Origin of the sequence: Streptomyces sp. NPDC006458 (assembly GCF_040612135.1) — a bacterium.
GTDB lineage: Bacteria > Actinomycetota > Actinomycetes > Streptomycetales > Streptomycetaceae > Streptomyces.
This window is the reverse complement of sequence record NZ_JBEXPR010000016.1, coordinates 190,509-215,704: the sequence shown is the minus strand read 5'-3', so window position 1 is coordinate 215,704 and position 25,196 is coordinate 190,509. Positions and strand designations below refer to the sequence as shown.

30 protein-coding genes are annotated in these 25,196 nt (G+C 69.1%); 15 read left to right on the top strand and 15 right to left on the bottom strand.

From position 1 onward, the window contains the following. Positions 1-968: 968 nt before the first annotated feature. The 3 genes from ABZZ79_RS22950 to ABZZ79_RS22940 all read left to right on the top strand — a co-directional run bounded on the left by ABZZ79_RS22950 (position 969) and on the right by ABZZ79_RS22940 (position 3,762). Positions 969-1,595 (top strand): hypothetical protein, encoded by a 627-nt coding sequence (locus tag ABZZ79_RS22950; protein ID WP_356691447.1) that lies wholly within the window; start codon positions 969-971, stop codon positions 1,593-1,595. 413 nt (positions 1,596-2,008) lie between these two features. After that, positions 2,009-3,226: a recombinase family protein gene (locus ABZZ79_RS22945; protein ID WP_356691445.1), complete on the top strand. Its 1,218-nt coding sequence runs from the start codon at positions 2,009-2,011 to the stop codon at positions 3,224-3,226. Further along, positions 3,223-3,762: a hypothetical protein gene (locus ABZZ79_RS22940; protein ID WP_356691443.1), complete on the top strand. Its 540-nt coding sequence runs from the start codon at positions 3,223-3,225 to the stop codon at positions 3,760-3,762. Before ABZZ79_RS22945 ends, ABZZ79_RS22940 begins: the two co-directional genes overlap by 4 nt. 335 nt (positions 3,763-4,097) lie before the next feature. Here the strand turns inward: ABZZ79_RS22940 and ABZZ79_RS22935 are convergent, their stop codons facing one another. Beyond that, positions 4,098-5,066 carry a transcriptional regulator gene (locus ABZZ79_RS22935; RefSeq protein ID WP_356691441.1) on the bottom strand — a complete coding sequence of 323 codons (969 nt, stop codon included), beginning with the start codon at positions 5,064-5,066 and terminating at the stop codon, positions 4,098-4,100. A gap of 814 nt (positions 5,067-5,880) precedes the next feature. Between ABZZ79_RS22935 and ABZZ79_RS22930 the strand changes: the two genes are divergently transcribed. The 6 genes from ABZZ79_RS22930 to ABZZ79_RS22905 all read left to right on the top strand — a co-directional run bounded on the left by ABZZ79_RS22930 (position 5,881) and on the right by ABZZ79_RS22905 (position 8,949). Beyond that, positions 5,881-6,060 carry a hypothetical protein gene (locus ABZZ79_RS22930; RefSeq protein WP_356691439.1) on the top strand — a complete coding sequence of 60 codons (180 nt, stop codon included), beginning with the start codon at positions 5,881-5,883 and terminating at the stop codon, positions 6,058-6,060. Next, on the top strand, positions 6,060-6,272 hold the full coding sequence (locus ABZZ79_RS22925) for a hypothetical protein (protein WP_356691437.1): 213 nt from the start codon (positions 6,060-6,062) through the stop codon (positions 6,270-6,272). The genes ABZZ79_RS22930 and ABZZ79_RS22925 overlap by 1 nt, the downstream gene beginning before the upstream one ends. A gap of 36 nt (positions 6,273-6,308) precedes the next feature. Then, a complete protein-coding gene (locus ABZZ79_RS22920) occupies positions 6,309-6,509 on the top strand; it encodes a hypothetical protein (protein WP_356691435.1) in 201 nt (66 codons plus the stop codon). A 205-nt stretch (positions 6,510-6,714) separates the two neighbouring features. Then, positions 6,715-7,188, top strand: a complete 474-nt coding sequence (locus ABZZ79_RS22915; protein WP_356691433.1) for a hypothetical protein — start codon at positions 6,715-6,717, stop codon at positions 7,186-7,188. 162 nt (positions 7,189-7,350) lie between these two features. Then, complete coding sequence (locus ABZZ79_RS22910; RefSeq protein WP_356691431.1) at positions 7,351-8,460, top strand: DUF4262 domain-containing protein; 1,110 nt, start codon at positions 7,351-7,353, stop codon at positions 8,458-8,460. Positions 8,461-8,505: 45 nt separating this feature from the next. Next, entirely contained in the window at positions 8,506-8,949 is a 444-nt protein-coding gene (locus ABZZ79_RS22905; RefSeq protein WP_356691429.1) for a hypothetical protein, read from the top strand. Between the two features lie 211 nt (positions 8,950-9,160). On the opposite strand, the gene ABZZ79_RS22900 is transcribed toward ABZZ79_RS22905, so the two are convergent. Then, on the bottom strand, positions 9,161-10,000 hold the full coding sequence (locus tag ABZZ79_RS22900) for an HNH endonuclease (RefSeq protein WP_356691427.1): 840 nt from the start codon (positions 9,998-10,000) through the stop codon (positions 9,161-9,163). A gap of 84 nt (positions 10,001-10,084) precedes the next feature. Continuing rightward, on the bottom strand, positions 10,085-10,630 hold the full coding sequence (locus ABZZ79_RS22895) for a hypothetical protein (RefSeq protein WP_356691425.1): 546 nt from the start codon (positions 10,628-10,630) through the stop codon (positions 10,085-10,087). Between the two features lie 169 nt (positions 10,631-10,799). Between ABZZ79_RS22895 and ABZZ79_RS22890 the strand changes: the two genes are divergently transcribed. Together ABZZ79_RS22890 and ABZZ79_RS22885 are read left to right on the top strand one after the other, a co-directional pair. Then, positions 10,800-12,152 (top strand): helix-turn-helix transcriptional regulator, encoded by a 1,353-nt coding sequence (locus tag ABZZ79_RS22890; protein ID WP_356691423.1) that lies wholly within the window; start codon positions 10,800-10,802, stop codon positions 12,150-12,152. Between the two features lie 239 nt (positions 12,153-12,391). Then, positions 12,392-12,961: a peptide deformylase gene (locus ABZZ79_RS22885; protein WP_356691421.1), complete on the top strand. Its 570-nt coding sequence runs from the start codon at positions 12,392-12,394 to the stop codon at positions 12,959-12,961. A 201-nt stretch (positions 12,962-13,162) separates the two neighbouring features. On the opposite strand, the gene ABZZ79_RS22880 is transcribed toward ABZZ79_RS22885, so the two are convergent. The 4 genes from ABZZ79_RS22880 to ABZZ79_RS22865 form a co-directional block, all read right to left on the bottom strand. Continuing rightward, positions 13,163-13,660: a DUF6420 family protein gene (locus tag ABZZ79_RS22880; protein ID WP_356691419.1), complete on the bottom strand. Its 498-nt coding sequence runs from the start codon at positions 13,658-13,660 to the stop codon at positions 13,163-13,165. A gap of 43 nt (positions 13,661-13,703) precedes the next feature. Then, on the bottom strand, positions 13,704-14,528 hold the full coding sequence (locus ABZZ79_RS22875; protein ID WP_356691417.1) for a hypothetical protein: 825 nt from the start codon (positions 14,526-14,528) through the stop codon (positions 13,704-13,706). 220 nt (positions 14,529-14,748) lie between these two features. After that, complete coding sequence (locus ABZZ79_RS22870) at positions 14,749-15,075, bottom strand: WhiB family transcriptional regulator (protein WP_024127336.1); 327 nt, start codon at positions 15,073-15,075, stop codon at positions 14,749-14,751. A gap of 162 nt (positions 15,076-15,237) precedes the next feature. Then, on the bottom strand, positions 15,238-16,245 hold the full coding sequence (locus ABZZ79_RS22865; protein WP_356691414.1) for a hypothetical protein: 1,008 nt from the start codon (positions 16,243-16,245) through the stop codon (positions 15,238-15,240). Positions 16,246-16,630: 385 nt separating this feature from the next. Here ABZZ79_RS22865 and lexA point away from each other — a divergent pair, with 385 nt between their 5' ends. Both lexA and ABZZ79_RS22855 read left to right on the top strand, forming a co-directional pair. Next, positions 16,631-17,320 carry a transcriptional repressor LexA gene (gene lexA / locus ABZZ79_RS22860; protein WP_024127334.1) on the top strand — a complete coding sequence of 230 codons (690 nt, stop codon included), beginning with the start codon at positions 16,631-16,633 and terminating at the stop codon, positions 17,318-17,320. 373 nt (positions 17,321-17,693) lie between these two features. Beyond that, complete coding sequence (locus ABZZ79_RS22855; RefSeq protein ID WP_356691412.1) at positions 17,694-18,011, top strand: hypothetical protein; 318 nt, start codon at positions 17,694-17,696, stop codon at positions 18,009-18,011. Between the two features lie 272 nt (positions 18,012-18,283). Here ABZZ79_RS22855 and ABZZ79_RS22850 read toward each other — a convergent pair whose 3' ends face one another. From ABZZ79_RS22850 to ABZZ79_RS22840, 3 genes are all read right to left on the bottom strand, one after another. Further along, a complete protein-coding gene (locus ABZZ79_RS22850) occupies positions 18,284-18,475 on the bottom strand; it encodes a hypothetical protein (RefSeq protein WP_356691410.1) in 192 nt (63 codons plus the stop codon). A 20-nt stretch (positions 18,476-18,495) separates the two neighbouring features. Then, positions 18,496-19,518, bottom strand: a complete 1,023-nt coding sequence (locus tag ABZZ79_RS22845; RefSeq protein ID WP_356691408.1) for a hypothetical protein — start codon at positions 19,516-19,518, stop codon at positions 18,496-18,498. Positions 19,519-20,013: 495 nt separating this feature from the next. Then, complete coding sequence (locus tag ABZZ79_RS22840; RefSeq protein WP_356691406.1) at positions 20,014-21,372, bottom strand: hypothetical protein; 1,359 nt, start codon at positions 21,370-21,372, stop codon at positions 20,014-20,016. Between the two features lie 125 nt (positions 21,373-21,497). Here ABZZ79_RS22840 and ABZZ79_RS22835 point away from each other — a divergent pair, with 125 nt between their 5' ends. Together ABZZ79_RS22835 and ABZZ79_RS22830 are read left to right on the top strand one after the other, a co-directional pair. Further along, complete coding sequence (locus ABZZ79_RS22835; protein ID WP_356691404.1) at positions 21,498-21,761, top strand: hypothetical protein; 264 nt, start codon at positions 21,498-21,500, stop codon at positions 21,759-21,761. Then, positions 21,758-22,123: a hypothetical protein gene (locus ABZZ79_RS22830; protein WP_145830443.1), complete on the top strand. Its 366-nt coding sequence runs from the start codon at positions 21,758-21,760 to the stop codon at positions 22,121-22,123. The genes ABZZ79_RS22835 and ABZZ79_RS22830 overlap by 4 nt, the downstream gene beginning before the upstream one ends. 32 nt (positions 22,124-22,155) lie before the next feature. On the opposite strand, the gene ABZZ79_RS22825 is transcribed toward ABZZ79_RS22830, so the two are convergent. From ABZZ79_RS22825 to ABZZ79_RS22805, 5 genes are all read right to left on the bottom strand, one after another. Next, positions 22,156-22,371: a hypothetical protein gene (locus ABZZ79_RS22825; RefSeq protein ID WP_356691402.1), complete on the bottom strand. Its 216-nt coding sequence runs from the start codon at positions 22,369-22,371 to the stop codon at positions 22,156-22,158. Next, positions 22,368-22,664, bottom strand: a complete 297-nt coding sequence (locus ABZZ79_RS22820; protein ID WP_356691400.1) for a hypothetical protein — start codon at positions 22,662-22,664, stop codon at positions 22,368-22,370. The genes ABZZ79_RS22825 and ABZZ79_RS22820 overlap by 4 nt, the downstream gene beginning before the upstream one ends. A 137-nt stretch (positions 22,665-22,801) precedes the next feature. Next, entirely contained in the window at positions 22,802-23,101 is a 300-nt protein-coding gene (locus ABZZ79_RS22815; RefSeq protein ID WP_356691398.1) for a hypothetical protein, read from the bottom strand. 33 nt (positions 23,102-23,134) lie between these two features. Continuing rightward, positions 23,135-24,097, bottom strand: coding sequence for a hypothetical protein (locus tag ABZZ79_RS22810; RefSeq protein ID WP_356691396.1), 963 nt, complete (start codon positions 24,095-24,097; stop codon positions 23,135-23,137). Continuing rightward, a complete protein-coding gene (locus ABZZ79_RS22805; RefSeq protein ID WP_356691394.1) occupies positions 24,094-24,630 on the bottom strand; it encodes a hypothetical protein in 537 nt (178 codons plus the stop codon). The genes ABZZ79_RS22810 and ABZZ79_RS22805 overlap by 4 nt, the downstream gene beginning before the upstream one ends. Between the last annotated feature and the right edge of the window lie 566 nt (positions 24,631-25,196).

Genomic DNA, 25,196 nt, shown 5'->3' with positions numbered 1-25,196 from the left:
CTGTACCCGCTCCGCGGGTACAGAGGGCGCAGAGCGCCCTCTGAAAGACCGTCAGCGCAGAGCGCTGACCGGCCGGCCGAGGGGCCGGCCGTGGAGCTGGCCCGCGGGGCGGGCCAGAGGCCGGCGGGCGGTCCGGCCTCGAATTCCGTTCCTCTTTCTGGGGGTTGTGGTCAGAGAATGGCTGGCTAGGTGGGAGGGGGTTCCCTCGCGGTTCCGGGCGGGCCTTTCCGGTGGTTTCTAACGGGTTTTCAGGTTGTCCCGGTGGTGTTTCTCTGCGGGTGATCCTGGTTCTCCGTGCGGTCTGATCATTCTAGAGGTTCGGGGCCCCGGAATTCAAGTTGTGCGGCGGGAATTGACGGGGTTTCCGTTACTCCGGTCCGGGGGGTTCGCTCCGGTCCGGCCGGGCGGCCCCTGTACGGCTCTAGCGGCAGCCTACAGAGGTCTGGGCCGTCCGGGAAGGGGATAGCGGGGGCGAGGCTCCAAGGGGCCGTGTGTGGCGATCCGGGGCGCGTGTGGGGGTGGCGTTAGATTCGCGGTTCGGGAATTGGCGGGCTGTTAGATTCAGCGGATCGCGGGTGTTAGATCCGGGGCCGCTCCAATCGTCGCACGAGGGGCGGACGTTAGATTCGCGGGTTGGGTCCGTTTGGCGTTTCCGGGTGGCGTTAGATTCGCGTGCGGGGGGTCGGGTGGGGTGTTAGATCCGGGGTTGCGTGGGGGTGGGGCCGGGTGGCTTCGGCGGGTTCGGGGTGGGGTGGCGGTGTGGGCTCGGGCGGGGGTGCGGGTGGTCGTCGGGGTGGGGTAGGTGGGGTGAGGTTCCTAGTTGGTGGTGGGTTTGGTTGAGCGTGTGGGGGTGATCCCGTTCCGGTGTTGCGTATTCATGATTCGGTGTGTACTGTAGTTATCACGAGGTCGGGGGAACGAAGAACCGGCCGAGAAACCACCTACTGACCCTGTTGGAGGGGATCTTCATGTCCGGTACCCAGACGTTCACCACCCCGGCCGGTGCCACCTACTCGTACTCGGTCGAGACGGGCGAGAACGGCGAGGCGGTCTACGACCTGTCCCGCGTCCTCCAGGACGGGGTGTTCCCGGTCGGCACGGTCGTGGTCCACCCGAACTGGGAGCTGTTCCCGAAGACCGAGGGTCTGCTGAACGTCCAGTTCGGCAAGGGCAGCGCCACCGACCGCCACGAGCGGACCGACGCCCCGAAGCTGGGCGACATGGAGCTGCCGTACGTGGTCGGCAGCCACCTGGTCAACCCGGCCGACCTGACCGCCGAGACGGACAACGGGGCCGCGCCGCTGCTGAAGTTCCGCAAGCGGATGCTCGGTTCGGCCTTCGAGACCAACTCCCCGGCCGAGAACGCGAGCCAGGACACCTTCGAGAAGGTCCGCGACCTCGTCACCGGCCTGGTCAAGACCTACCAGGCCGACAAGGCCACCCCCGAGCGCGAGGCCACGTACACCACGTTCCTCAACGGCCAGCGCGCCGAAGCCGTCCAGGCCGAGATCAACAAGCTCGACGACAAGGCGCAGGCACTCGCCTTCATCCGCGCCGAGCTGGTCGAAAAGCTCAACGGCTACAAGACCGCGTAACCCCCAGAACCGGGCCCGGCGGCCCCCCAACCCCCCACAAGGGGCCGCCGGACCCCCACACCCCACACCAACACCCCCAGAAGCCCCCAAGAGCCTGTAACGCGGCCCCGGGCGGGGGCCGGCCTCCCCCGGGAACGGGGCCCCGGTCCCCAAGCACCGCGCCCGCGCCGCAGGGGCGGAACACCCAGACCAGGGTAGGGCGGACGGATCCCCCAGGGCCCGTTCGCGCCCACCCACCGGCCCGGCCCCACCATCCCCCTCCGCCCAAGGGGCCCCGGGCCGGGCCACCCATCACCGACCCCGGCCGCCGCCGCTCGTCTGGTGTCTCCCGGTCTGAGGGCCAGGGGGCGCCTCGACATCCAGATCTCCGGCCCGGCGCTGACCAGCCACCGGGCCCCGTCAGAAGGAAGACGATGAATACGCCCTTTGGGCCCCCCATCGACCTCAGCGGTCTGTCGAATTTCACGCAGGCGGACACGCGCCCGCGTCGGACCGCCTTCGTGGGCAGGGTCTCCACCAAGGACAACCAGAACCCGAGCAGCTCCATCCCCCGTCAAGTGGCTCTGTCCGCCCAGCGCCTCGAAGCCGGCGAGGAGTTCGTCGGGTACTTCTGGGACGTCGAGTCCGGGATGCTCCCGCCAGAGTCCCGGGGCCTCGGCCCGCAGGAGATGTACGACGCGCTGGGCGTCCCGACGCACCGGGACGGCGGCCTCCAGGACCTCCTGGACCGGGCCGAGTTGATGGGCATCACACACGTTCTGGCCGAGCGCTCCGACCGCGTCGCGCGGGCCATGCTGACCAGTCTCACCGTGGAGCACCAGCTCCAGAGTCTCGGCGTGGAGGTGGTGTACGCCAACGAACCCGTCGGCGGCACCGAATCCGGCCGGCTGCGCACCCGCCGCTACGGCCAGGTCGAGGCGGAGGTCTACCGCACCGTCATGCTGGAGATGTCCATGGGCGGCCAGGTTCAACACGCCATCGGCGGCTGGAACCACGGCTACCCGCCGTACCCCTACATCGCGGTCGTCGACGAGAACGCGCCGCCCGCGGCCCGGGGACGGTTCGGAGAGGCGCGGCCAAAGAAGAAGCTGGTCCGCCACCCGGACGAACGGCGCTTTGACGCGGCCCGGGAGCTGCACCGTCTGCGGCGCGAGGAGCATCTCAAAGCGGCCGACATCATCGCGATTCTGTCGGCCGAGCCGGACCGGTACCCGATCGAGGGCGGGTGGACGCACAACCGCGTCGAAGGGCTGCTCGCGAACCCGAAGCTCACTGGCTACCAGGTGTACAACCGGAAGGCATCCCGGACCGGGCGGACGGGATACTCCCGGTGGAACCCCATCTCGATGTGGGTGTGGTCGCCGCAGCCCGTGCACGAGGCCGTCGTCAGCCTCGAGCACTGGAAGGAGACGCAGGAGATCACCGACGGCCTGCGTGCCAGCACGGACGCTGGTGGCCCGTTGAAGCGGATCCGCGCCGAGGCCCACCGGCTGGGGCTCACGGTCACTCTCGTCGAGACCCACGCGAACCACGCCACCTACCGGGTCGGAGCGCAGCGGCTCGTGCTGCCCCACCCGATCCCGGACGTCGTAGCTCAGCAGATCATCGAGGACTTGAGGAGCAAGGCGTGAACGAGCCGATCGAGTGCCCGGCGACCAGGCGCGGCCGTTCCTGGTCGGTCAGCTCCCCCGAGCACGGCGTGTACGGGCACGGCCGCACGCTCAAGATGGCGAAGGCGAACCTGGAGGAGGGGCTTGCTGTCATCGGGGTCTTTGCCGAGGTGACGATCGTTCCAGTGATGCCGGAGCTGGAAAAGCTGCGCGCGGCAGACCGCGCCCGCGCGGAGGCACTGGCCGAGGCAGTGGAGGCATTGGCCCTGCGACGGGCGTCGATGCGCGACATCGCCACCGTCACCGACGCCCCGATGTCCCACGTCAAGGCGCTCCTTGCCTCTCTCAAGGCAGCGTGGACGAAGGACGCTGACGGGGCCTCCGCCTCCGAAGCGGAACCGGGCAACGACGAGCGCACATGCGACGTCAGCTCCGGCGAAAGCCCCGCCTCGGACGGCTCCTTTTCCGGGCAGCGGCACGTCCACCCAGCCGCATCTGGCCGTCTGGGCGGCGACGGGCCGTGCCCCGAGCACTCGGATGCCCCGGGCGGCTGCTGAACGGGGCCTCCGTGACGGAATGGGACCAGCCCGAGGGGACGAGCCGGTCGAAAAGGCAGCGGCTCAAGCGCGCCGAACGCGACCAGAACACCGCCGCCCCGCAGATCCTGCCCGGCTGACGCACGGCCGCCGGACCAGCGCCGCCTGGCCCGGCCAGCCGTCGGGTGTGGGCAACGCCCGCGAACCCCGTGGTTGGGGCAGCGGGTCCTGGGCGCGGAAGAATAAGGGGCGCGGCGGCATGACACGGGGCGGGCAGCAAACGGCCACGGTGGTGGCGCGCGGCAGCACCGGCACGGAGGGATGTCGTGGCCGGGCCGCGTTTCGGCCGGCGGGGGTTAGGTTGCTGGGCGCGGGACGGTGCGGCGGGCGAAGGCGGTAACTCCGGGCAGGCCTGGCTGACGCGCGGCGAGGTCGGCCGTCAGCGCGCGTACGGAGGGGCGGCGGGCCTCCTGCGGCGCGGCTCGCTCGACGTTTTGTAGCTGGAGGAACGCGGTCGGCAGGTCTCCGGCGGCCAGCAGGGCGCGGGCGGTGTCGGTTGCAGCGCGAGCCCTGCGCTCCGGTGTGGGCAGCGCGGCCGGTTCCAGGGCCGCGGCGTACGCCAGGGCGCGGTCGACGTCGCCGAGCTTCTGGTGGATCCCGACCCGGTACAGCAGGCACTGCGCTGGTGACAACTCCCCGCCCGTCGGTAGCCGTCCGCGGTCGCGGAGGAGGCGGGCCGCGGTGTGTTCGGCCAGAGATGCGAACTGCTCTGCGGCGGAGGGCATTTGGGCCTGGGCGGCGGTGTATGCCGCGGTCAGGGCCACCATGCCGGACGCGTCCAGGACGGCCGGGGACTGCCGGGGAGCGGTGTCCAGCGCATCGTGCGCTTCCTCGAGCAGTTGCAGGGCCGTGTCTGCGCGGCCCGTACGGCGCAGCGGTGTCGCGGCCGCGCGCGCGGCGGCCGCGAGGAGTACCGGTCGGCCCGAGCGCCGGGCCGCCGTCCCAGCCCGGACCGCGAAGGCGGCCGCCATGTCCATCTCGCCTTCCTTCGCCGCCAGTTGAGAGACGATCACCCATACCCCCGCCGCCCGGCCGGCGCCGACCGGGCCCGTTCGCTCGCTCTCGCTCGCGCGGGCCACCATCCCAGGGAGCACCTGGTGGAGCCGGTCGTACCTGCCGGCGGCGAACAGCCTGCGCGCGGCCGACAGATCCCCCTCGGTCAGGTGCTGGCCGCGCCCGCCGGCCAGCACCGGTGTCGTGCCGCCCGTCCATAGCACCGCCGCGCAGAGCCCGGTGCCCAGTAACCTCCTGCGCTCCACAACCACGCCACCGTCCTCCCCTGCCGCTGCGTCCCGGGCGCCCCCGGGGTTCGGCCCGATCTTGCGACGGTACGGGTCCGGCCGTGCCTCGGGCAGGGCGCACACCCGGTCGGCTCCGCGCGCCCCCTTCTGCCCTGGCGCGCCGGGACCGGGGACGAGGGCGGGCAGACGGCTGTGCGGCGGCGGCCGGGGGACAGCGCGGTCCAGGGACGGCGGCGATCGGATGGGCCTCTCGCGCCTTCCGGCACCTGGCCCGGGGCACCGAAGCAGACGGTCCTCGTTCTCGTACGGGCTGGCGGCCGGACCGCGCCGCGTCGTGCATGGATGCCGGAATCTGTTGCGTATTCCATTTTCAGTGTGTATTGTTGTTCTCGTAAGGCCGGCCGACGAACCGGCCGAAAACCACCCGCCCAGCAGACCACCGCCCGCGGCCTCGTCGAGGAAGACGAAGCGCCCGAGGTCACCGGCTGGATCTCCTGCAGCAGCCCCACAAAGGCGGTCTTTCCCCATGGGGCCGTCCGCGCCTACTTACACCACTCCGACGATCGTGAGAGCTCGCGTGTTCTATCTGATGATGTGCCCCTGTTGCGGCCACTCGACGATGTTTCACGAACTGGAACGACACACCGCCCCGAGCCTCTTGATCGACCCCGAGACGGGCCTGCCGCCCGGCATCTCTCCCGACGGTCACCGTGTGGCTCCGTCGCCGGAGGCCACGGCCCGAGCGCGTAGGCGACCCCTGTGCCAGTCGTGTCTCGATGACGTAGAGGCCGGCGGCGCGGTGGCCTTCTCCGTACGCCTGAAGGGCGAGCAGACCGCGATGGCCATCGCATCCGAAATGCCCCTCCTTGACGACGAGGGCCGGGGCATGGCCGTCCGCTGCCCGGCCGCCGGGTGCGGTGCGGTTGTCGATCTGATCGCCGGCCGACTGGATCGCCACTTCGTGCGCGGCCAGGAGTGCCGGACGTCAGGCGTGCCGGTGATGGTCGGTGAGGGCTGATGGCCATCTACCGTCCCGGCGAGGTCAACTGCGGCCACTGCAACGAACCTACTGGGATCCCGGCGGACGACTGGGCCGGAGAAACCCGTACCGAAGACGGCGACTACGTCGCCTCCGTCGACCCCTGTGTCCGCTGTGAGGTTCACACCTACGGCACCCAAGACCGCTGTCCCGACGACTGCCCCAACTGCGCCGAAAACGACGCCGCGTAAGGCATCGGGGCAAACAGATGCGGAGTTGATCTCAACATGAGCACCCCCGTCCCGGGAACCGGGGCGAAGAAGCGTCCCGCGAGGCGTCCCAAGGTCAAGAACGCGCGGACCGGCTCCGTGGGGAGCAAGATCCTGCCGGGCCGGTACAGCGATGAGGGCGAAAAGGGGCCCTGGTTCCGCCGTCTGGTTCGCCGCGCCGAGACGCGCAGCTGGCGGCGTGAGGCCTCGCGGCTCTGACGGCTGCCCCCAACCAGGCCTTCGACTAACGCCGGACGGCCGAAGAGCCACCCACACACCAAACGCCGACAGGTCCCACTCCCCCGCAGGTGCGAGGGCGCCGGCCGAGTGACCGAAGCCCCTCTACTTCACCGCTGCCGACAACGCCCGCGGTGCTGCCCCTCTTCATGCGCGCCCGTCGTGGCGCTCGATCCTAGGAAGAATCGTGTCTGCTGATCTGCAGCTCCGCATCCATTCGATTCCCGCTGGCGAGATCGTCGCGCTTCTCGACCTCATGCGGGAGCACAAACTTCGCGGCGAGTATGAGCCTGGTCCCTCCGAGGCCCTCACGCTGGGGCAGGTCTACCGCGCCCGGGACGCCGCACTGGGCCTCTGCGAGGAAGTCGCCGCGCGGCTGGAGGAGGACGCCCCGAACGCCGTGTTCGAGCTGTGGCAGGACCCTCACTGGAGCGCCGACGGGCACTACCACGCGTACGCCCCCGACTTCGGGCACTTCGAGGCTGGTTGCGATGCCGAGGGCGTTCCCCATGTCGGCGTGCACGAGCTCATCCAGCGGCTCAGCAGCAGCCCGGAAGCGACACTCGGCGACTGGATGGCGGTTGAGGGGGCCGACCTGCTCGGCATCGCCGTGCTCGCCGTGGTGGGCAAGTACCGGGCACAGCAGTCGTCAGCCTCCTGATCCGGGCTCGCTCCTCCCTCTTCTCACTCCGTCGGCGCCGGCTGGCCCGTGATGCGCGCGGAGACGCAGCGTCGCCGCTCCGCGATCGCCTGAGCGGCGACGCACGCCCTCGGCCAGGCCCTCGCCGGCCTCCCCACCCCACGATTCACTGGAGAACTGATCATGGCGGACATCCGCATGCGCGTCCTCGGGCACCCCTGGGAGCGAACCACCGTCGCTGCCGATGCCGGAGGACGCGAAGAGCTGTTCATCGCCCTCTTCCTCAGGGCGATGGAGACCGTCCCCGAACTACTCGCTTTGCCCGGTGACCTGGAGGCGTACACCGTGCGCTGGGACGGCGAGGAGGTCTCGATCTATCACCCGGATGTGGAGCAGGCCATCTTCCGCGCCCAGCCCGACCCCGAGGGCTCTGCGCAGGGGGGCGCTCCGGTCGGGACACGGCCGCCCGAGCTGTGGCGCGAGGAGCGCGGCCACGGCTTCTACCCGGCTCCGGATGTGCTGGCCGAGATGCCGGCTCTGTGGGCAACGGCCTTGCAGCCGCATGAGCACAGGGTGGTTGGCCTCCGGTACTCCTCGGCCTGGGGCCAGTGGTACGTCGTTGAGGTCGACGACGCGAGCGGCCAGGCTTACGGGTGGTCGTGCCTGGGCGGTGACCTGTCGCAGGGCCGGTGGGGTCTTATCGATCTTCCGGCTCTGGAGTCGTGCCGTCCGGACGGTGATCTTTCACAACTGGTCGCTCGCGATCTGGATTTCACGCCCGACGTCGCGGCCAATGCCTTGCCGAAGGGCCGTCCTCACGATTCTTGCGGGGAAGCGGATTGCCCCGTATGCCCGCCCGATTTCATGACGGAGTACGTTGCTCGACTCCGGGACGTGATTGCGGAGCACGGATTCGCCGTCCAGTCGGTTCTTGCAGATGAGAGTTCCGCTGCCTATTGCTACACCGTCGGTCTGCACGAGTCTCTGGGGCATGAGTTCGTGATGGCCGGGCTGGACGTCAGGGTGATGCAGGGCGTGCTCCATTCCGTCGTCGAGCGGTTCGCCGGATCGTCTGGTCCGGTTGCCGGTGAGGTTCTGGACGGGCTCCTTGCGAACGGATTTCAGCTGCTCATGCGCCCCGTGGAGACCTTGGAGCCTTTCGCGATGCTAAGGGCGGTGTACGGCAGGGAGGTCACCGTGCCGTACTGGCAGACCGTGTGGCCCGACCGGGACGGCATCTTTCCGACCGACGCCTCTTGCTCGCTTTCCCCTGGAACCCAGCCACTTCTTTAGCCCTATCTCGGGCTTCCGACTCTTTGCGTTCTAGGAGACATTTCTATGCGCCAGCCTGAACCATTGAATGCTGTTGACGAGCTGCGGCTCTTCCTGGATTTCGCCGTTCCACTGTGCGGTGCTGAAATTGCGTACAAGCTCCGACAATGGGGCCATTCTCGTGAGCAGGCCAAGAACTGGCTGCGTGGGGAGGCCGAGCGCGCTGGCGGCAGCTTGGGCGAGAACGGCGACGTGCTGCAGTTCAGCGATGGTCGTCCTCGGTCGGGGCGCGCACGGAATCGTGTGGTCCGGACCGCGAGTGAACTTGCTCGCGGCGTGGCAGCCGCGGCGCTGCTCGCCCAACTGGAGGGCATGCGCGGGGTCGAGGCCTTCGGCGGCTTCTACGGTGTTGCGGCCGACCCCGCCGAGGTTGACATGGAGCGCGTTCAGGACGGTGCCGTCGGTGCCGCCGCTCGCGGTGCCTGTCCTATGCGGAAGCCGACGGCGTGAGTGCCTTGCGGCAGTCTCCTCGAAGCGCTGGTCCTCGGTGCCGCGCCCCCCAGGCCGGTGGAAATCCGTGCAATGGCTCTCGGATCACCCGTTAGGCTCGCCGTGGCCCGTGCCGGAATGGAGCGTGCGGGACAGGCCCCGGTCCCCGTGACGGGACGCAGTACGGCCGGGGCCGCCACCCCCGGTCACAGGTCGTACGCCCGTCGGCGGCTCAGTCCAAGCGTGAGAAGTCGAGATCCACCAGGATCTCGGTGAGGTCCACCTTCTCGTCGCGGCAGAAGCCTCGAAGCTCGTCCCACATTTCGGGGACGCCCTCCAGAGCGCCACCGAGAAGAGACAGTCGTCCGCGGTCCTCGTCGTACTCCTCGGCGTGGAGGTAGACCATCTCCGCCTTCTGGAGTTCGCGTACGACGCTGAGCAGCGTCGTACGGTCCGCCGAGAAGCGCCTCAGCACCAGTTCGAAGTCTGTGGTCTCCTCGTGCACCACGAGGGCGAGGACCTGTCGGGCCATCCGCGTGAGACCGCCGACGCGCCCCGCGAAGCGGTTGACCAGCTCGAGGAGGTCCTGTTCGTCCTCCGGATCCTGGGTGGCGTTCTCCCAGGCGAAGAAGCGGAGCATGGTGGTGGCGGGCCGGACCCGGGAGCCGTTGACCGTGTCCCGGAACTCGGCCTCGATGTCATCGACCGTATACCGGTACCTGGCCTCGTGCTTCTGTTTGACTGCCCGCAGGTACTCGACGGTGTAGTCGTCCCGGGTGACGCCGCTGTCGATCAGGTCATGGTGAACCCCGCACAGCAGCATCAGGTTGTCGAAGTCCCGCAGCTGGTCGACGTCCTTGCCGTCCCACGCCTCGTGCCGGGCGCTGCCGGGCTCAGCGCCGATGATGTGGGCGATCTTGCCGACCCAGGCACCCTCCTCTGTGACCAGCCGCGTTGAGCAGTGCGGGTCGCCCCAGGCGCATTCGTTGCCGGAGAACGCCCACAGCCGGCGCGCGACGCCGGACAGCGGCTCCTTGCGGTTCTTCCCGGAGCCGTTCGTCCGCTTGGCCACAGCCCGCCCTTCCTTCGCCCTCACGACAACGCGCAGCGTAGTCCAGCTGGTTGAGGTGGGGCGGGCGTGCTTGTTGTCCGGCTGCTACCAGCGCAGGGTCGGACGGGGGCGGGGGGTGAGTTCGGCCTGCTCGGCGACGGCGACCAGGCGGTCGGCGGTCTCCTGGCCGACCGCCTCGGCGAGGCAGTCGAGGTTCGAGGCGATCAGGAGCCACGAGCGCCGCGGCAGCAGGCTCAGGCGGGCGACGGCATCCGCGAGTGCTCCCGCCTCCAGGGCCATCATGGCCTGGACGTCGGCGGAGTCCGGCTTCAGCGGCACAGTGGCCTCGCGCACCAGGTCGACGGAGAGGGTTACGTCGTCGATGACCGTGACGGCCGTGGTGTTCTCGATCACGCTGGGCTCGTAGCTGCGCCCGAGATCGTGGGCCCGGTGGACGGTGATGTTCTCCTCGCGGTAGCCGGCGGCGAGGAGACGGCGCACCCCGGCGTAGGCGGCGTGGGACTTGCCGGACCAGTGCGGCCCCAGGAGAAGCAGGCGGGCGGTATCGCCGGCCAGGATGGTGGAGCACCACTGGGCGATGGCGGGATGGTCGGTCTCGGCATTGCTGAAGAGCGGGGGTACGACGGGCATCGGCCCAGCGTAGGTGGCCGCGTAGTTGGCGGTTGTGCTGGGTTTGATGCCGGGCGCTGCTGGCTGGCTTCTGGTGTGAGTGAACTTCGGGCGTTGTCGCCCGCGTCCGTGTCGTGGCCGGGATGATGTGGCACGTGCAGGGCTGCGGCGGTCGTGGGAGGGGATCGAAGTGAGCAGGTGGGGGAAGCAGGAGGACCGGCTGGTGGTGCGGGCCGTCGACGTGCTGTCGGGTGTGCTCAGCGGCGCGGCGCCGGAGCCGGCTCGCCGTGTCGTCGCCTCCCGGGCGCTGCTGGCCGTCGAGGAGCTGCTGTTCCCGCTGCACGAAGAGCTGGTGTTGGCGGAGAACGCGGACGCCGCGGCTCGGGAGGCCACCGATGAGCAGTGGGCGGACGACGCCGCGGTGCGCCGGTGGGTGACCGAGACGCTGGCCGAGCACGCCTTTTCCTACAACGAGCTTCACGAGGTGTGGGAGGACGACCCGGATCACGTCGAGCCGCAGGGTGACCACCCGGTATGGGCGGTGCTGGAGCTGTCCCCCCTGGCGCGGCGTCTGCGGCTGTGGCAGGAGGCGTCTGCGAAGACCGCGGCCGGCCTGGGCGGCGAGGTCGGCGTTGGCGCGCACCAGATCGGACACTGGGCGGCGGGCCGCTCCCGGCCCGGGGATGGAGAGCGGGCGGCACTGGCGGGGGCGCTGGGTGTCCATCCGGCGTGGCTGCACGCTGCGCGCGACGAGCAGCCCGATGTGCAGTTCTACCGGTTCGCATCCTGCCCGTGCGAGAAGCCGACCGCCATGGCGCGCCTCGGGCTGGGCCGGGAGGAGCCGGACTGGTACGACAGCCCCGCCGAGCAGGATGCCGCCGTGCACTGGTGCGGCGGCTGCGGGCAGGCATGGGTGAAGGACGCGGCCGGGTGGCTGCTGCCGCTGCCTCCCGGGGAGGAGCCGACACCGTCCGGCGGGGACCTGGTCGACCTCGGCCATCCCCTCCGCCGCAGCCCCTCGGTGACGCTCGACGAGCCGTGGCCGAGGGCACTGTGGCAGCCTCCGGCCGGCAAGAAGGGCCGCGCCCGCACCGCCTACCCGGTCCCCGAACTGCTCACCCGGGAGCCGCAGGCCCTGCCCGTACGGCCGGATGTCACGCCCGTCATCGTGCCGACGCCGGTGTGGGGTGCCGGTGTGGCGGAGCGGCTTGCCGCGAACGCGACGTGGTGCCGCACGTGCCGGGCCCTGGTCGACGCGCCCAAGGGGGCGGCCGGTGGCCCGTGGGTTCTGCTGCACCGCAGCGAGCCGGAACGCTACCTGAGCACCTGGACCTACCCCACCGAGAAAGACGCTCTGCACCACGGCGCCCATCTGGCAATGACGTACCTGCAGTTGGACGACGGTCCCCTCGACCCCGTGGCGCTGGACCTGTTTACCGGTCAGGCGCACGCCCAGGTCATCGCCCGCTTCCTCGAACTACACCCGGATACGACCCAGTTCGAGGTCGCCGAACTCGTCCCCCTGCGCGCCGACGAGTTCTGAGCGCCGACGAACCCCCTTGGCCGCACCGGTTGAGCGGTCAGGAGACGTCCGCCGTCGTCAGCCAGGCGATCCACGCGCCGTCCTGTGCCCGGCCCAGGTGAAGGTCAGGCTTGTGATCGGCCATGCTGGCGCAGATCCGGCCGTAGGCGCCGTGGCGGGCGGGGCACAGCCGGGCCAGTTCCTCTGGAATGGAGGTTCCGGGCCCGGCCCGAACAGGACGTGATGCAAGGGGAGTTCAAGTGACCGAGGTCCGGCCCAGTCAGCAGATGCGCGACCTCGGGGTCGTCCAGCGCGGCGCCCCGGTCCTGACCGAGACGGCCCGACCGTTCGACCTGCCCGCCGAGCAGCATGCCGCCGAGCAGGCCGTGGACGCGCTGTTCGCCGCCATGGAGCGGATCGGCCGGGTGCACCCCTTCGCCAAGGGCATGGGACTGGCGGCCCCGCAGATCGGCATCGGCCGCGCGGCCGCCGCCGTCCAGCCGCCCGACGATGGCGCCGGCGCCATCGTCCTGCTCAACCCCAGGGTCACGGAGGCCTCCGGCGACGCCGACGAGCAGTACGAGGGATGCCTGTCGTTCTTCGACGTCCGCGGGATGGTCCCCCGCCCGCTGCGCATCACCGTCGAGACCACGACGCTGGAGGGCGCCACCGTCACCACGGTGTACGAGCGGGGTCTTGCCCGGCTCGTCGCCCACGAGATCGACCACCTCAACGGGATGCTGTACGTGAGCCGGATGCGGCCCGGCGTCGAGCCGATCCCGGTCGAGCAGTACCGGCAGACCGGCCGGTCGTGGGCCTACGACTCCTAGCCGGGGACAGGCTGACGGTCTTCCACGACGACGGCCCCGGACCGAGGTCCGGGGCCTTCTCCGGTGCCGGTCGCGCAAATGAGCCCGGGCCGGGCGGTGGATCGCTACGCTGGTTGCAGGTGCGGCGCTCCCCCCGTGGCGCCGCACCTCCCCGCTTTCATGGGCCCGCCGGTACCGCCGCGACAGGCGGACATCGGGCGTCTAGCCGCCGCTGGCCTGGTCCCCCTCGCCGTCCCGGCGGACAGGCCCGACCAGTGCTTCGGTCTCCTGGAAGAGCCGGTCCGTGGGACCGAAGTCCCCCAGCTCGACCGCGAGCGCGGCGCGCACGAACGCGGTGAGCTCGATGCTCCCCTTGCGTACCTCGAAGATGCGCAATACCCCGCCCGAGTACGCGGCGTGGTGTCGGCACCTGGCCTGCACGCAGTACCCCTCGGCAGCCTGGGCGAGCCGCTTGAAGGCGGCGTTCTTCTCGTCGGTGACCTGGGCGGGACAGCCCAGGTGGTCCAGCGTGATCCGGGTGTGGGCGCGCTTCTCGGCCGGGCGGATGGTGAGCCGTCCGCCGCCGGGCGTGAGGTAGCGGCCGGGCGTCACCGGGCCGTACGGATGGATCCGCGGCAGATCCTTGTCCACCACGTGCTGGGCGGGCAGTCCGTCGTACTCGAAGTAGGGGCCTGCAATGCCGTTGTGCTCGATTGCCATGCGGTCCTCGTTTCGGTCGCGGGGCGGGCGCCGGGCCGTCCCGTCACGCGCTGGTGGTGGGCACGTTCCGCAGCAGTGCGGAGGTCATCGCCAGGAGCGTCTCCGCCTCGGCCCGGTCGTACTTGAAGGTCTTGGTGACCGCGTCGTTGTGCAGGGCGCCGCAGGTCTGGCTGTAGAGGGCGTCCTGGATCCGCCACCACCGCTCGGTCTGGTTGCACTGGTTGGCCTGCTTCCTCGATCCGGGGTTGTCCCAGGTGACGTTCTCCCGGACCCACTCCAGCGCCCGCCTGACCTCCAGGATCGACGCCCGCACCTCGTTCGCGGTCAGCAACCGCTGTGCCTCCCGCAGCGTCCGGCCGACCTCGTCCCGTTCCGGGTCGCCGAGCGGGTACGGCACGGCCATCTCGAAGGCCGCGGACGGCCCCAGCTGCGCGAGCTGCTGTTCCCACCGGCTCTTGGCGATGGTGACGTGCGCCGTGTCCTGGGTGCTCCCCGGATACCCGGGTGCCTGCGGCAGGGTTGCGTTGAGGTCGATCTCGAAGCGGACGTCGCCGGTGCGGCCCTCCTCGATGGCATGGACCTGCAACGAGGTCAGCGGGAACGACAGGTTCACGCGGTGGACGGTGATCTTCGGGGTGTACGCCAGGTTCGCCGTGGTCCGGGCGAGCCGGGAGCGCTGCCCCGTCGCCTCGAAGCCGAACAGGTCCGCCTCCAGGGCGAGGATCTTCCCGGCCTCGGTGAAGGGCGACACCCCGACGGCGAGCTGGACGCTCAGCTCGTGGGCTCCCAGTGCGCGGTGCAGCCACGTCTGGTCGCTGCTGACTTCCACGGTGAACCGGATATCGTCGTCGAAGCGGAGTTCCTGCATAGCTCCCCCAAAGGGCGTGTCGATCACCCGATTCTGCCGGGCGGGCGGCCGCATCACCGCCAATTTCCCCCGGCCGCGGGCTCCAGCCCGCAGGCCCTGACGGGCCCGGGGCCAGCCACTCAGGCCGCGGTGCCGTCCGGCGCGCACGGCCCCGGCCCAACACCTCCTGTCCGCGCCGGGCGGTACCGCGGGGAGCGGGGGTCCGGGGGCCGGCGTGCTTTCATCCTGCGACGTCCCAGGCCTGTCCTTCGTCCGGGCTTGCAAGTCGTTGGTGTTCCGATCGGGCGGCTTCGAGCAGGCGTCTCCATGACGTGACCAGGGGGCGCCGTCGCAGGAGAGCCCGCCGCTCACGCTCGGTCATACCGCCCCAGATTCCGTGCTCGATGCGATGGTCGAGGGCATAGGCCAGGCACTCGGTGCGCACCGGGCAGCCGGTGCAGAGGGCCTTGGCCCTGTTCTGGGCCGCGCCGTCCACGAAGAGCTCGTCCGGATCAGCGGTTCGGCAGACCGCTCGCTTACCCCAGTTCTCCTGGTCTTCCCCGTTCACCCCGACGCCGTCCTCTCCCCGGTCCGGCCCGCCGCACTCCCCTGGGCAGGCGCAGTCCGAGAACGGTACGGCAAACGCCTACGGCATGGGCCATCGCCGCATTGCGGGAATCCCTTCGGGTGTAGGGGCCTTGACCAAGGCCCCTACGCCTCGTGACCCCCCTCAGCCGGTGCCCGAGCAACCGGGCATCACGGGCAACGATGCCTCGCCCGTCAGGGCACTGGTGCGCCGGCGGATCGCCGCGAACATCTCGGCGCGGTGCTTCCTGATCGGGTAGTCGATCCGGTCGTAGCGCAGTTGGAGAGCGGCGCTGCGATCTGGAGACTTCAACAGGACCAGGCCGAGGCTGCCCCCGGGCGTCAGGTCGCGGTGACCGCACAGCTCCAGTGGCAGACCATGCTCCGGGTCGGTCAGGGCCTGGACCAGCTCGGCGCGGCGCAGGGCCGTCTCGGAATCGTGCTCGAGCTGCAGGATCCACCACTCCCCCAGCCGCGACTCGTGGCCGGTGACGACCTGGGGGACGGCGACGGTGTGGAGGAGTCCGAGGCGGCGCAGCAGCCCGCTGGGGAGCCAGGCGGCGTCCCGCCAGATCTTCTCGTAGATGAGCGGCTGCCGTTCGGTGTCCCACTGCTTCTCGTAGGGAGTCCAGGTGTCGCCGGCCAGCCAGCAGGCCTCTCCCCCGTTGCTCTGGATCTGCTGCGCAAGGGCTGCCTCGGCCTTCTGGAAGGCTCGTCGCGAGGGGCCGGTGAGCTGGATCCTGGTCGGCTGTCCGAGCCGACGGAGCTCGATGCCGCGATCGGTGCGTGCGCAGATCCGGACACCGTTGAGCCCGTAGATCTCGTCTCGTCCTACGCGCATCGGTGAGCGGCAGGGCAGCAGTCCGCTCAGCAGGCTGTCGAGGCTGGTGTTGCTCTCTAGGTGGAGCCGGACGCCTTCTGAGGTGGGCTGTACGTAGCGGATTCCGAAGGGGTACTCGAAGAAGTGCCGCTGGGTGTTGAGGACCCAGTAGAACACCTCCGACTCAAGCAGGAGTTGCGCGTGCTGGGCCGGTGCCGGGATGAGGGGCGCATCGGGCTGCACGGCAGCGACGGCGTCGCAGGCGACCTGGCGGGGGGTGCCGGTGTAGAGGGCGTACGTCCGGGCGCGGCTGCTGGTCTGGGTGGCCGACATGGCTTCAAGCACCTTTCGCTCCGCTCCGTCGGCCCTCGGAGCATGAGGAACAGGTACTGGGGTGCGGCGTTGCGGTCGATGAGACGGAACTGGTCGAAGCCGAGCTTCTTCGCCTCCGCCTTTGAACCCGTTGGGCCGAGGTTCGCGTGAGGAGCAGCAGACCGATGCCGCAGGGTGTCACAGTAGTGGCGAGGCGCCGTGCTGGCAGCGCGCCACGCCGCGCCCCCATCGGCGCTTGCCGGTGGCGCGCTGTACCTTCCCTGATTCCGCTGGTGGCACGTCGGAGGCAGCCGTCGTTGACCAGGGAATTTAAGTCGCAGGTCTGTGCCCCTTTCTGGAATCTCGGGTTACGGTTCGAACCTGTACGAGCGCGGAGGGGGACACTATGGAGGCCACTCGGTACGTCGGGCGTCCGCCGGGCATCGTGACCCGGGAGGACGGGCTGACCGACCGGCAACGCCGCATCGTCGACGCGATCCGGGCCAGCATCAGTGAGCGCGGCTACCCGCCGTCGATGCGGGAGCTCGGTCAGGCTGCGGGGCTCGCCAGCACCTCGTCCGTCGCGCATCAGATCGGCGCCCTGGTGAAGAAGGGCGTCCTGCGGCAGGACCCGAAGCGTCCCCGCGCTTACGTTCCCACCGCGACCGCCGGTCCCGAGGTCGACTTTGCCGTGGAAGCGAACCCCGATGCGTCCGACGCCTCGGTGGTCCATACCCCGCTCGTCGGGCGCATCGCCGCCGGCGTTCCGATCACCGCCGACGAGCACGTCGAGGACGTGCTGGCGCTGCCGAAGCAACTCGTCGGCAGCGGGACGGTGTTCGCGCTCACTGTGAGGGGGAATTCGATGATCAAAGCGCACATCATGGACGGCGACACAGTCGCCGTCCGCGCCCAGCCGAACGCCGAGAACGGCGAGATCGTCGCGGCCATGATTGACGGGGAGGCGACGGTCAAGCGGCTCAGGCGGGAGGGCGCAGCTGTGTGGCTGGTGCCGGAGAACGACGCTTTCGACCCCATCCCCGGCGAGTCGGCCTCCATCCTCGGGAAGGTCGTCACTGTCATGCGGAGCTTGTGAGCACGCCGATGTAAGTATCTCCTTTCCGGCCCTGTCTCACATTCGGTGGTGACGGATCGTGGCCATTGAACCTCCCAGCTTCACCGAGAGTGCGATTGGTGCTCTGAACTGCGGTTTCGGGAGCGGTCGCCTGCGTGTCGGGGCGGTCGCCCCTGTTGCTCCGGACCCAGACGAACAGCCGTCGATCCGGATAGCGACCGCCACAGCGCGTGGGCCTGCCGCTTCACGACCGATGGTTTGTCCGCCGAGGCAATGACTTTCTGTCACCACCGAATGTGAGACAGGGCCTCCTTTCCGGTGTCCGTGAGGTCCGGCTTGGCGGCTGGGGGTGCCCCCGGGTGCCGTGGTTGACTCCTGTCTCATGGGAGAACGCGTGAGCGACGAGGCGATGCCTGACGTGACGTGGGAAGAGGTCGCGGACAGCTGGCGGCTGGACGACCTGGTCGAGGGGCGGATGCGGCCCACCACGAGCGATGACGTGCTGACTTTGATGACGATCGGGGCACTGCGTGGCCGGCGGTCGCTGAACGAGGATGCGCAACGGAAGGCCTTCGGCGTCATGATGGCGGCGGCTGAGGGCGGCGCGCTGGCCGAGGATGAGCAGACGCCGCGGGATCCTGGTCGCATTGAGCAGGCTCTCCAGGCCGCGCTCCGAGCCTTCGAAGAGCCCCAGCAGCAGCGCGACGAGTAAGCCGGGCGGGTGGCCCCCTTGAGCGAACGGCATCAGCATCGTCTGAGCGCGTCCGGCTACGGGTCGCTGTGGTCATTCGGGCCGTCGCCCGCGATCACGCCAGGTCCGGTGTGATGTGTGCCCCCCGGCCGCAGCGCACGGGGGACGCGGCGTCCAGGGGGACTGTCCGCCAACGTACCGCGCCATCCGACCTCCTATCGCATATATCGGGGAATCAGATCACGCATCGGGCGCAGCGCGGGCTCGTACCGTCTGGCCGGCGGGAGGGCGGGTCAGCTCGCGGCCGCAGTGTGCAGCGAGTGCACGGTCTGTCCGAGCTTCTCGGACAACGGGCCGTGTTCGACACACGGGATCGGAAGGCGCAGCGGAGGGTGGGTACGCAGCCCGCGCGTGGTCACCCAGACGCGGGGCAGGAAGGAGTGAGCGCGCTCGCGGTCCAGGTCCTCGCGCCACATGTCGGCCACGGCGGTCCGGCCGCGGGCGCTCAGCGCATGTTCGCTGCCTCGTCGATGCGCCAGACCGCCTCGCGGACCTTCGATTCGAGATCCTCGAACTCGTCCTCAAGTGCCGCGAGCTCGGCGAAGAGCATGTGCTTGTCGTCCATGTCTTCCATCGCTGTGGCCCGCTCGATCCAGGACTTCACGTCCTTCATCGTGAGGGGATACTTCCGGCTCCGCAGCACCTCGTTGTTGAAGATCGCTTCGATGTCTCCGTCTTCGATCTGCATGATTCGAATCGCGTCGCCCGGGGCCGCGCCATTGACGCTGTTCTCCTCCACGTAGGCGAGTCCCGACTCAAGATCGTCGAGGCGTCCAAGAAGATGGTCGACCAGCGCTGTCCTCACCGCTACCAGGTCAAGGCCAACTTCCTCCCTTAGCTGTTTCGCTGCCCGGTGGGACACCTCGAAGGGGTCATGGTGGCCGGGGCGGGTGTCCTGGAAGCGTGCCAGCTCAGGGCCCAGGGCGCCGTCACCGATCAGCACTCCCGGTTCGTACAGGTCGAGCACGGTGCATGCCGCATCGAAGTAGATCAGGACTGCCGGACGGATCACTTCAACGCGGTGCTGGTCGCGGTGGTAGGTCTCGTTCCGGTAGTCGTGCAGCTTCTTCAGCACCGGCGCGATGCTGCCAGGTAGCCTCGTCCGCTCGACGAGGAAGTCGATCTTGTCTCCGAAGTTGTCGTTGATCTTCTTGCGTTTCCTTTTCGAGGTCACCATCGCTTCGAGCTTCTTGATCTCTGAGCTGAGCTGATCGTCGCTCGGCCCTCTGGCGAACCGGCGGTGCAGGGGGTTGTCGCTCTTGCGCATCGCTTCGATCCGACGGAGGTTCTCAAGCTGATCGAAGTGGTAGCGCTCGCCGTCGAGTTCGGCTTCGGCCATGCGGTGCATGATCAGTTCGACGGCGCTGTCGAGCAGGATGTGGGCCAGCCGCAGCTGTGGGACCCGTCCGACCTCGATGAGGCGCTTGACCTCTTCGAATTGCACGACTACCAGTTCGAGGCGTTTCATCGGCCTGCCTTCCGCTTTCCACCCGGCTCGCGGCCGAGGACTCATCACCGTAGTGAGCGGGCAACACGGCCAGCACCTGAGTTTCTGAGGGTCCTGCCGACCGTGGCAGCGCACGGACTCGAATCGCTGCCCAAAACGTCACATGCGCCTCATCTCCAAGGCCTTGGACGGCGGCTCGACGACTGGCCATGCGGTCGGCGACCGTCCGCTGCTCCGTGCGGACTCACGGCGCAGCCGCCAGACGAGGCAGGCCACGACGGCGACGGCTGGCAGCGCTCCAGCTGCCCACTCTGCCCTGCTCTGCTCGGGTCGCCGGCGCCGATCTCGACGAGCCATCACAGGAGAAGCGGCATCAGGGCGAGAGCGAGCACGGGCCAGGCGAGCGCTGACCACCGGGCCCGGCGGATAGCTGACTGCGCGCGACGTCAGGGCAGCGCAGGGAGGTCTTCGTCAGTCATGGGGATCATCATGCCCCCGGCACGGCACGACCAGCCGTCAGGTGCTGGAGGCCTCGGTCGATCCGATGCCGGAGGCGATGAGGTTGAAGACCCGCTCGTCTCCTCGGACGTCTTCCAGAATCGGGGTCCACAGGCGCCTACGCCCCTCGCCGAGGTGACTCGTGAGGGTGTAGAGCTCGACGAGGTAGCCGGGCATGGCACGCCCCCAGCACTGGTCGTTGTCGTTCCACTCCGTAAGGACTTGCTCCAACTCCGGCAAGGTCAGGAAGCCTGCGCACGGAAGGACGGCCTTCTCCGCAACTTCCTGCCCGCGGTCAAAGGAGCCCACGTCCTTGAGGAGGGCCGGGAGGAACGGCGTGAAGTAGGGGTCGGGGCGCTGCGCGATGATGTCTGCGCGGGGGATGTACCAGAGCTTGGAGAACGCTTCGATGAGCGCGGGGAGCGTCGCCCGGAGCTCGGGGTGGGCGACCAGGGCCAGGGCCTGGGCCTCGGCGGTGGTGATCTCTTTGTACGGCGCCCGGTTCCCGATCGTCTCGATCTTCGCGTTCAGGAGATTGCGCACGGGAGTGCCCAGGGAGGCCCAGAAGGCGGGGAGGTCGCCGAGCCGACCGAGTGCCTGAAGTTGGATGGAGGGTTCGGCCGTCTCAAGGCGGGCCATTTGCTTGGCGACGGCCTTCTTGACGAGGTCGGCATCGCGTTCGGCGAAGCTGCGCAGGCACTTGGCCATCCGGTCGGCGAACTTCTCCGGTTTGATTTTGATCGCGGGGTCTTCGATCGCGAGGACAGCGAACTTGGCCGCGGCCTCGACGACCTTGGACCTGGCGCTGGGACGAACGCGGTCGAAAAAGGTGTGAGTGAGGTACTCAGTGTCGTAGACGAAACCGGGGTCTACGACGTGCTTGAGGAAGCTGCCGACGATCTTGCGGCCCCGGCTCGGAGGATGGATGAGAACGGCCTCCAGCGCGGCCACGAGGTGGGCGCGGGCGTACTCCATCGTCGGCTCGTAGAGCTCGCCGAGGGGACGGATGGACGGATGTGCACACAGGTGGCGGTCGTCGCGGATCCGCTCCAGCTGCTTGCGCTGGGTGAAGTCGATCAGCTCGAGCTTCTCCGCCGTGTCGAGCAGAGTCTTCTCCAGGGCGAGCATGATCGGAATCGCTTCGGACTCCGCACTGCCCTGCGCTCGCTCTACATCGGCAACCAGGTCCTTCGCGTGGCTCTCGCCCTCCTCATGGAGGATCTGGGCCTTGGCGATGAGGTCGGCGCAGACAGCTGTCCAGGTCAGGACGATCGCGCCGCGGGCCGAGCCGGAGACGTAGCACCGGTACGCCTCGCTGACGAGGGGACGCAGGTCCGGATTGAACACGCGGTTCACGCGCTCTTCAAGGTCGATCATGTTGCCCCTCCGGCGCGCCCGTCCCACTTGCCCCCCCCCCGGAATGATCTCACCACCGCTCCGGTCCCGGGCCGACGTTCCCATTTGCTATGCACTGGTACCAGCACATAGCTACAGTTGCTGGCATGGGAAAGCAGACGAACATCCGCCTGGATGAAGAGGTCAAAGCAGCCGCCGAGGACCGGGCCAAGCGCCGGGGCCTGAGCTTGCAGGGGTACGTGGCCGACCTGATCGAGGCGGACGTGAATCAGTCCCGCGCGGCCTTCATGGCCGGCGCCGCATCGTTCCTGGCCGCGTACACGGAGGTGTTCGATGCGGAAGTCGGTGAGGACCGGTACCCCGGCCTCCCGGACACTCCGGCGGAGACGGCACCGAGGGACGCCGCGTGAACCTCCGCATCGACCTCGCGTGGATCCTGGCAGTGGCGCAGCAGATTCCGGGGGATCCGCAGGTTGTCGACTACGGCGTCCCCGTCGCGGCGGAGGCACGTCACCGGGCGGAGATCCTTGACCGCGAGGTCTACCCCGAGCCTCATCACAAGGCTGCGGCGCTGCTGTGCGAGCTGGCGAGAAACCCGAGCCTGGAGATGCGGAATCTGCTGTTCGCGGCCACGGTGACCGCGGCCTACCTGTCTGCGTGCGGGATGCCGGTGGGCCCTGGCCTGGACACCGTTCTCCCGCTGGCCCGCGCCGCCCGGGACGGTCTACCGGTGCGGGAGGTCGCCGCTCAGATCAAGACCTGGACGAGCTGATCGAGCAGGCTCTTCACGCGGTCCGTATCGAGTCAGGGATCCAGGTCATCAACGAGCGTCGGCCGGCCATCCGTATCGGTGAGGCGTGCCGTCAGACCCAGCAGGGCCATCACGGCGATGGAGCCCAGCAGGATGGCCAGCCACCCCACAGTCCACGAAGTGATACGAAGGCGGATCACAAGGGGCGTGAGGAGCAGCATGACGACGACCGCGCCCGACATGAGAAACCATGAGCCCTTCATGATCACCGTTCCGCTGGGGTGTCCGCGTCGTGCACAGCGCGGACGGCGCGGGTTGCGGCGGGGAAGTCAGGGTGGCTCTTCCACTGGTCGGCCATGGCCATGAGCGCGTTGAGAAGGCGGCGGGCCTCGTCGGTGTTGCCCGCGTGAACCGCAGTAGCGAACTCCTGGCTGAGTTCGTGGGCGTCGCGCCAGGACTGGACGTACGCGTCGTGGCCATCCGGGTGTTGTTCGTCCCGGAGATCGTCCTGTCGGTCGCGAACGAACTGGTAGACGCCTACACCGGCCTGCAGATCCAACATTCTTCTCCTCACCGGCGCCGCGAGCGGTCCGTGCCTTGCCCATTCTCCTCTACGCCTGGCATCGCACCTTCCAACCGCCAGCCGACGTAACCGGTTTCGCTGCCAGCAGCCGCGTTGGCCGAACGGAGACCGACGAGTCACTCCTGGCCGGCCGTGATACGGGCCTGGTCGGCGATCGCCTCCGCGGCACCCAGGGTTTCCAGGGCGGAGTCGGCATTCTTCGAATCTCCGTTGCGTGCGGACGCTCGCGCAAGCAGGTGCGCAGCACGTCGGCAGGGGTCGGCCTCGAAGGGTCGCAGAACCGGCTGCAGGCGATCTTGCGCAGTGCCGAGGAGGGTGCACCAGTCGTCGTGGCCATCGGGCCAAACGCCGCACAGCGGGCCAATCCAGCGGTCGAAGTGGCCGGAGAGCTGGGAATGGGTGGCGTCGCGGAGCATGGTCGCCCTTCGGGGCGTGGGGGCAGGAACTGTTCACCAGCGCCGTAGGTCTTTGCGTAGCTGTTCGTACCAGCTGCGGCGATGCCGGTCGGCGCCGGAGGGCTCGGGGCCGAGGGCGACAACCTGGTCGGTGATGTCGTAGGTGAGGCGGTAGAGCAGGACGCGGGTGGCGGTCTCCAGCCACTGGTCCGTTGCTCGGGCGGGTGGTGCTGCTCCGAGGACGGTAACGAACCAGGCGGGCAGCAGCGCGCGGCTGCTGACGGCGTCGGCCAGGCGGCTGCGCAAAGCCATCGTGAGGCGCTTTTCAGCGCGGTCGCCAGCCGACATCGCCGGCTGTTTGTCCGCGCGGGTCGAGGAGTCGTCCGCCAGGGCGGTCGCGGACGCCTCTGCATGTGGGGCCTGCCGGGCAAGGTCCTGGCGAAGTCTTGCCTCGTCGGCGATTGCGGCGCGGAGCCGACCCGCAGCCTCGGAATGACCGGTGGTGCCGTAGCGGCTGGCTGTGACTGCGCCGATAGCCTCGACGACTGCTGCGAGCGCTGTCCGGTGCCTGTCGGCTGTTTCCCGGTGGTGCCGGACGCGCACCTGGTGGGTGTGGCGGTCGTGGTCGCCCAGGAGCAGGCTACGGGCGTTCCAGCCCTTCACCATGGTGCGGGCGAGGGCGTGCTGGTCTTTGGTGTAGGTGTCCAGGTCCGCGGCGGGCACTCCTCCAGAGACCTTGAGCTGGCCGTCGAGCAGCCGCACGTGCTGCGTGAGGCGTTTGATGGCCTGCTCTGTGTCTCCGATGCGGTCGCCCAGCTCCTCTTCAACCTTGTCGATCTTGTCGTCGCACTCGGAGATGTCGCTGCGGAGGTCGCGTAGCTCGTAGTCGAGGTCCTCGGTATAGCCGAACTTGCTCTTCAGGCTCTGGTGTTCGCTGTCGAGGTCGTCGATTCGGTGGTCTAGATCGCGGAGGCGGCGGTCGGTGTCCCGAAGGCGGCGGTCGAGGTCCTCGGTCACTTCTTCGCCCCCTGCTGCGGAGCATCTGCATAGGCTCCGCCGATCAAGGCCCAGCCGATGAGGACGGCGATGATCCACCAGGCGGATAGCACTCCCAGGGCGACAAGGATCACGAGAACGCACAGGGCGTGCAGAGCGAAGGCGATCCCGCGTTGCTGCTTGTGCTGCTGGACCGTCACCTTGATCGACCACCCCAGCAGCGTGGCCAGCACGTGGGGTATGAGCAGCAGAAGCCACCAGGCAGTGCGGTCGAGGACGAGGACGGCGGTGATGAGCGTGATGGACACTACGGTCTGCGCCCGCCACGACCAGCGCACGATCTTCGCGCTCCGCAGCCGCTGCGGCTCGGCCAGCCGGGTCGGCAGCGTCTGCTCGAACGCGAGGAGTTCCTCGGCTCTTTGCACCATGGCGGTGTACTGGCCGTCGAACTCCGCGTCGTCGAAATCGAGTTCTTTGACGCGAGCGTGCCGCGCGGCCAGGTCCGAGGTCATGGCCCGGTGTTGCTCGTGCAGGTCGCGTTCCGTCGCGGCCACTGGATCCCCCCTCTTTATCCAGCGCGGTATCTCCGCCGCTCATGCCGCGATCATGTGTGGTCAGGCGGCAGACCGAGTATCGCCCCCGCGGGGTCATGGCATTCAGCGTTGGGCCAGGCTGGCGTGATCTTTGCCGTAAAGGGCTGGTGAACTGCTGTCTGCGGCTGGCCGCGCTCGCGTGCCGTCCGCCCGCCGGGCGGATGGCCGCTGGTCACGGTGGGTGGTGGAGCACGAACGTCGGTGTCGGCGACCGTGTCGGCTGTGAGCGGGGGCAGAGCACGCGGCGGGCAGCGCTGCGGTTCAGGCGATGTTCACGGCCCCGAAGGTTCTCGGGTTGTATCGGAGCCCGGGAGCGGACTCGGTGCAGTCGGTTTTAGACACTGTCGCTTCCCGGCTGTGGCAGGGGCAGGCGCAGCGCGGTTCGCCGAGGTACTGGTACACCTTCGGGTGATCGTGCTTGTCTGCGCGCCGGCCCCACGGTAGACGTCAGTAGGTGCGGGCTCGGCCCGCTGGGGTGGGTCTATGTGTGCGGGAGGACACTCTGGGCCGACATAGGGCGGCGGGCG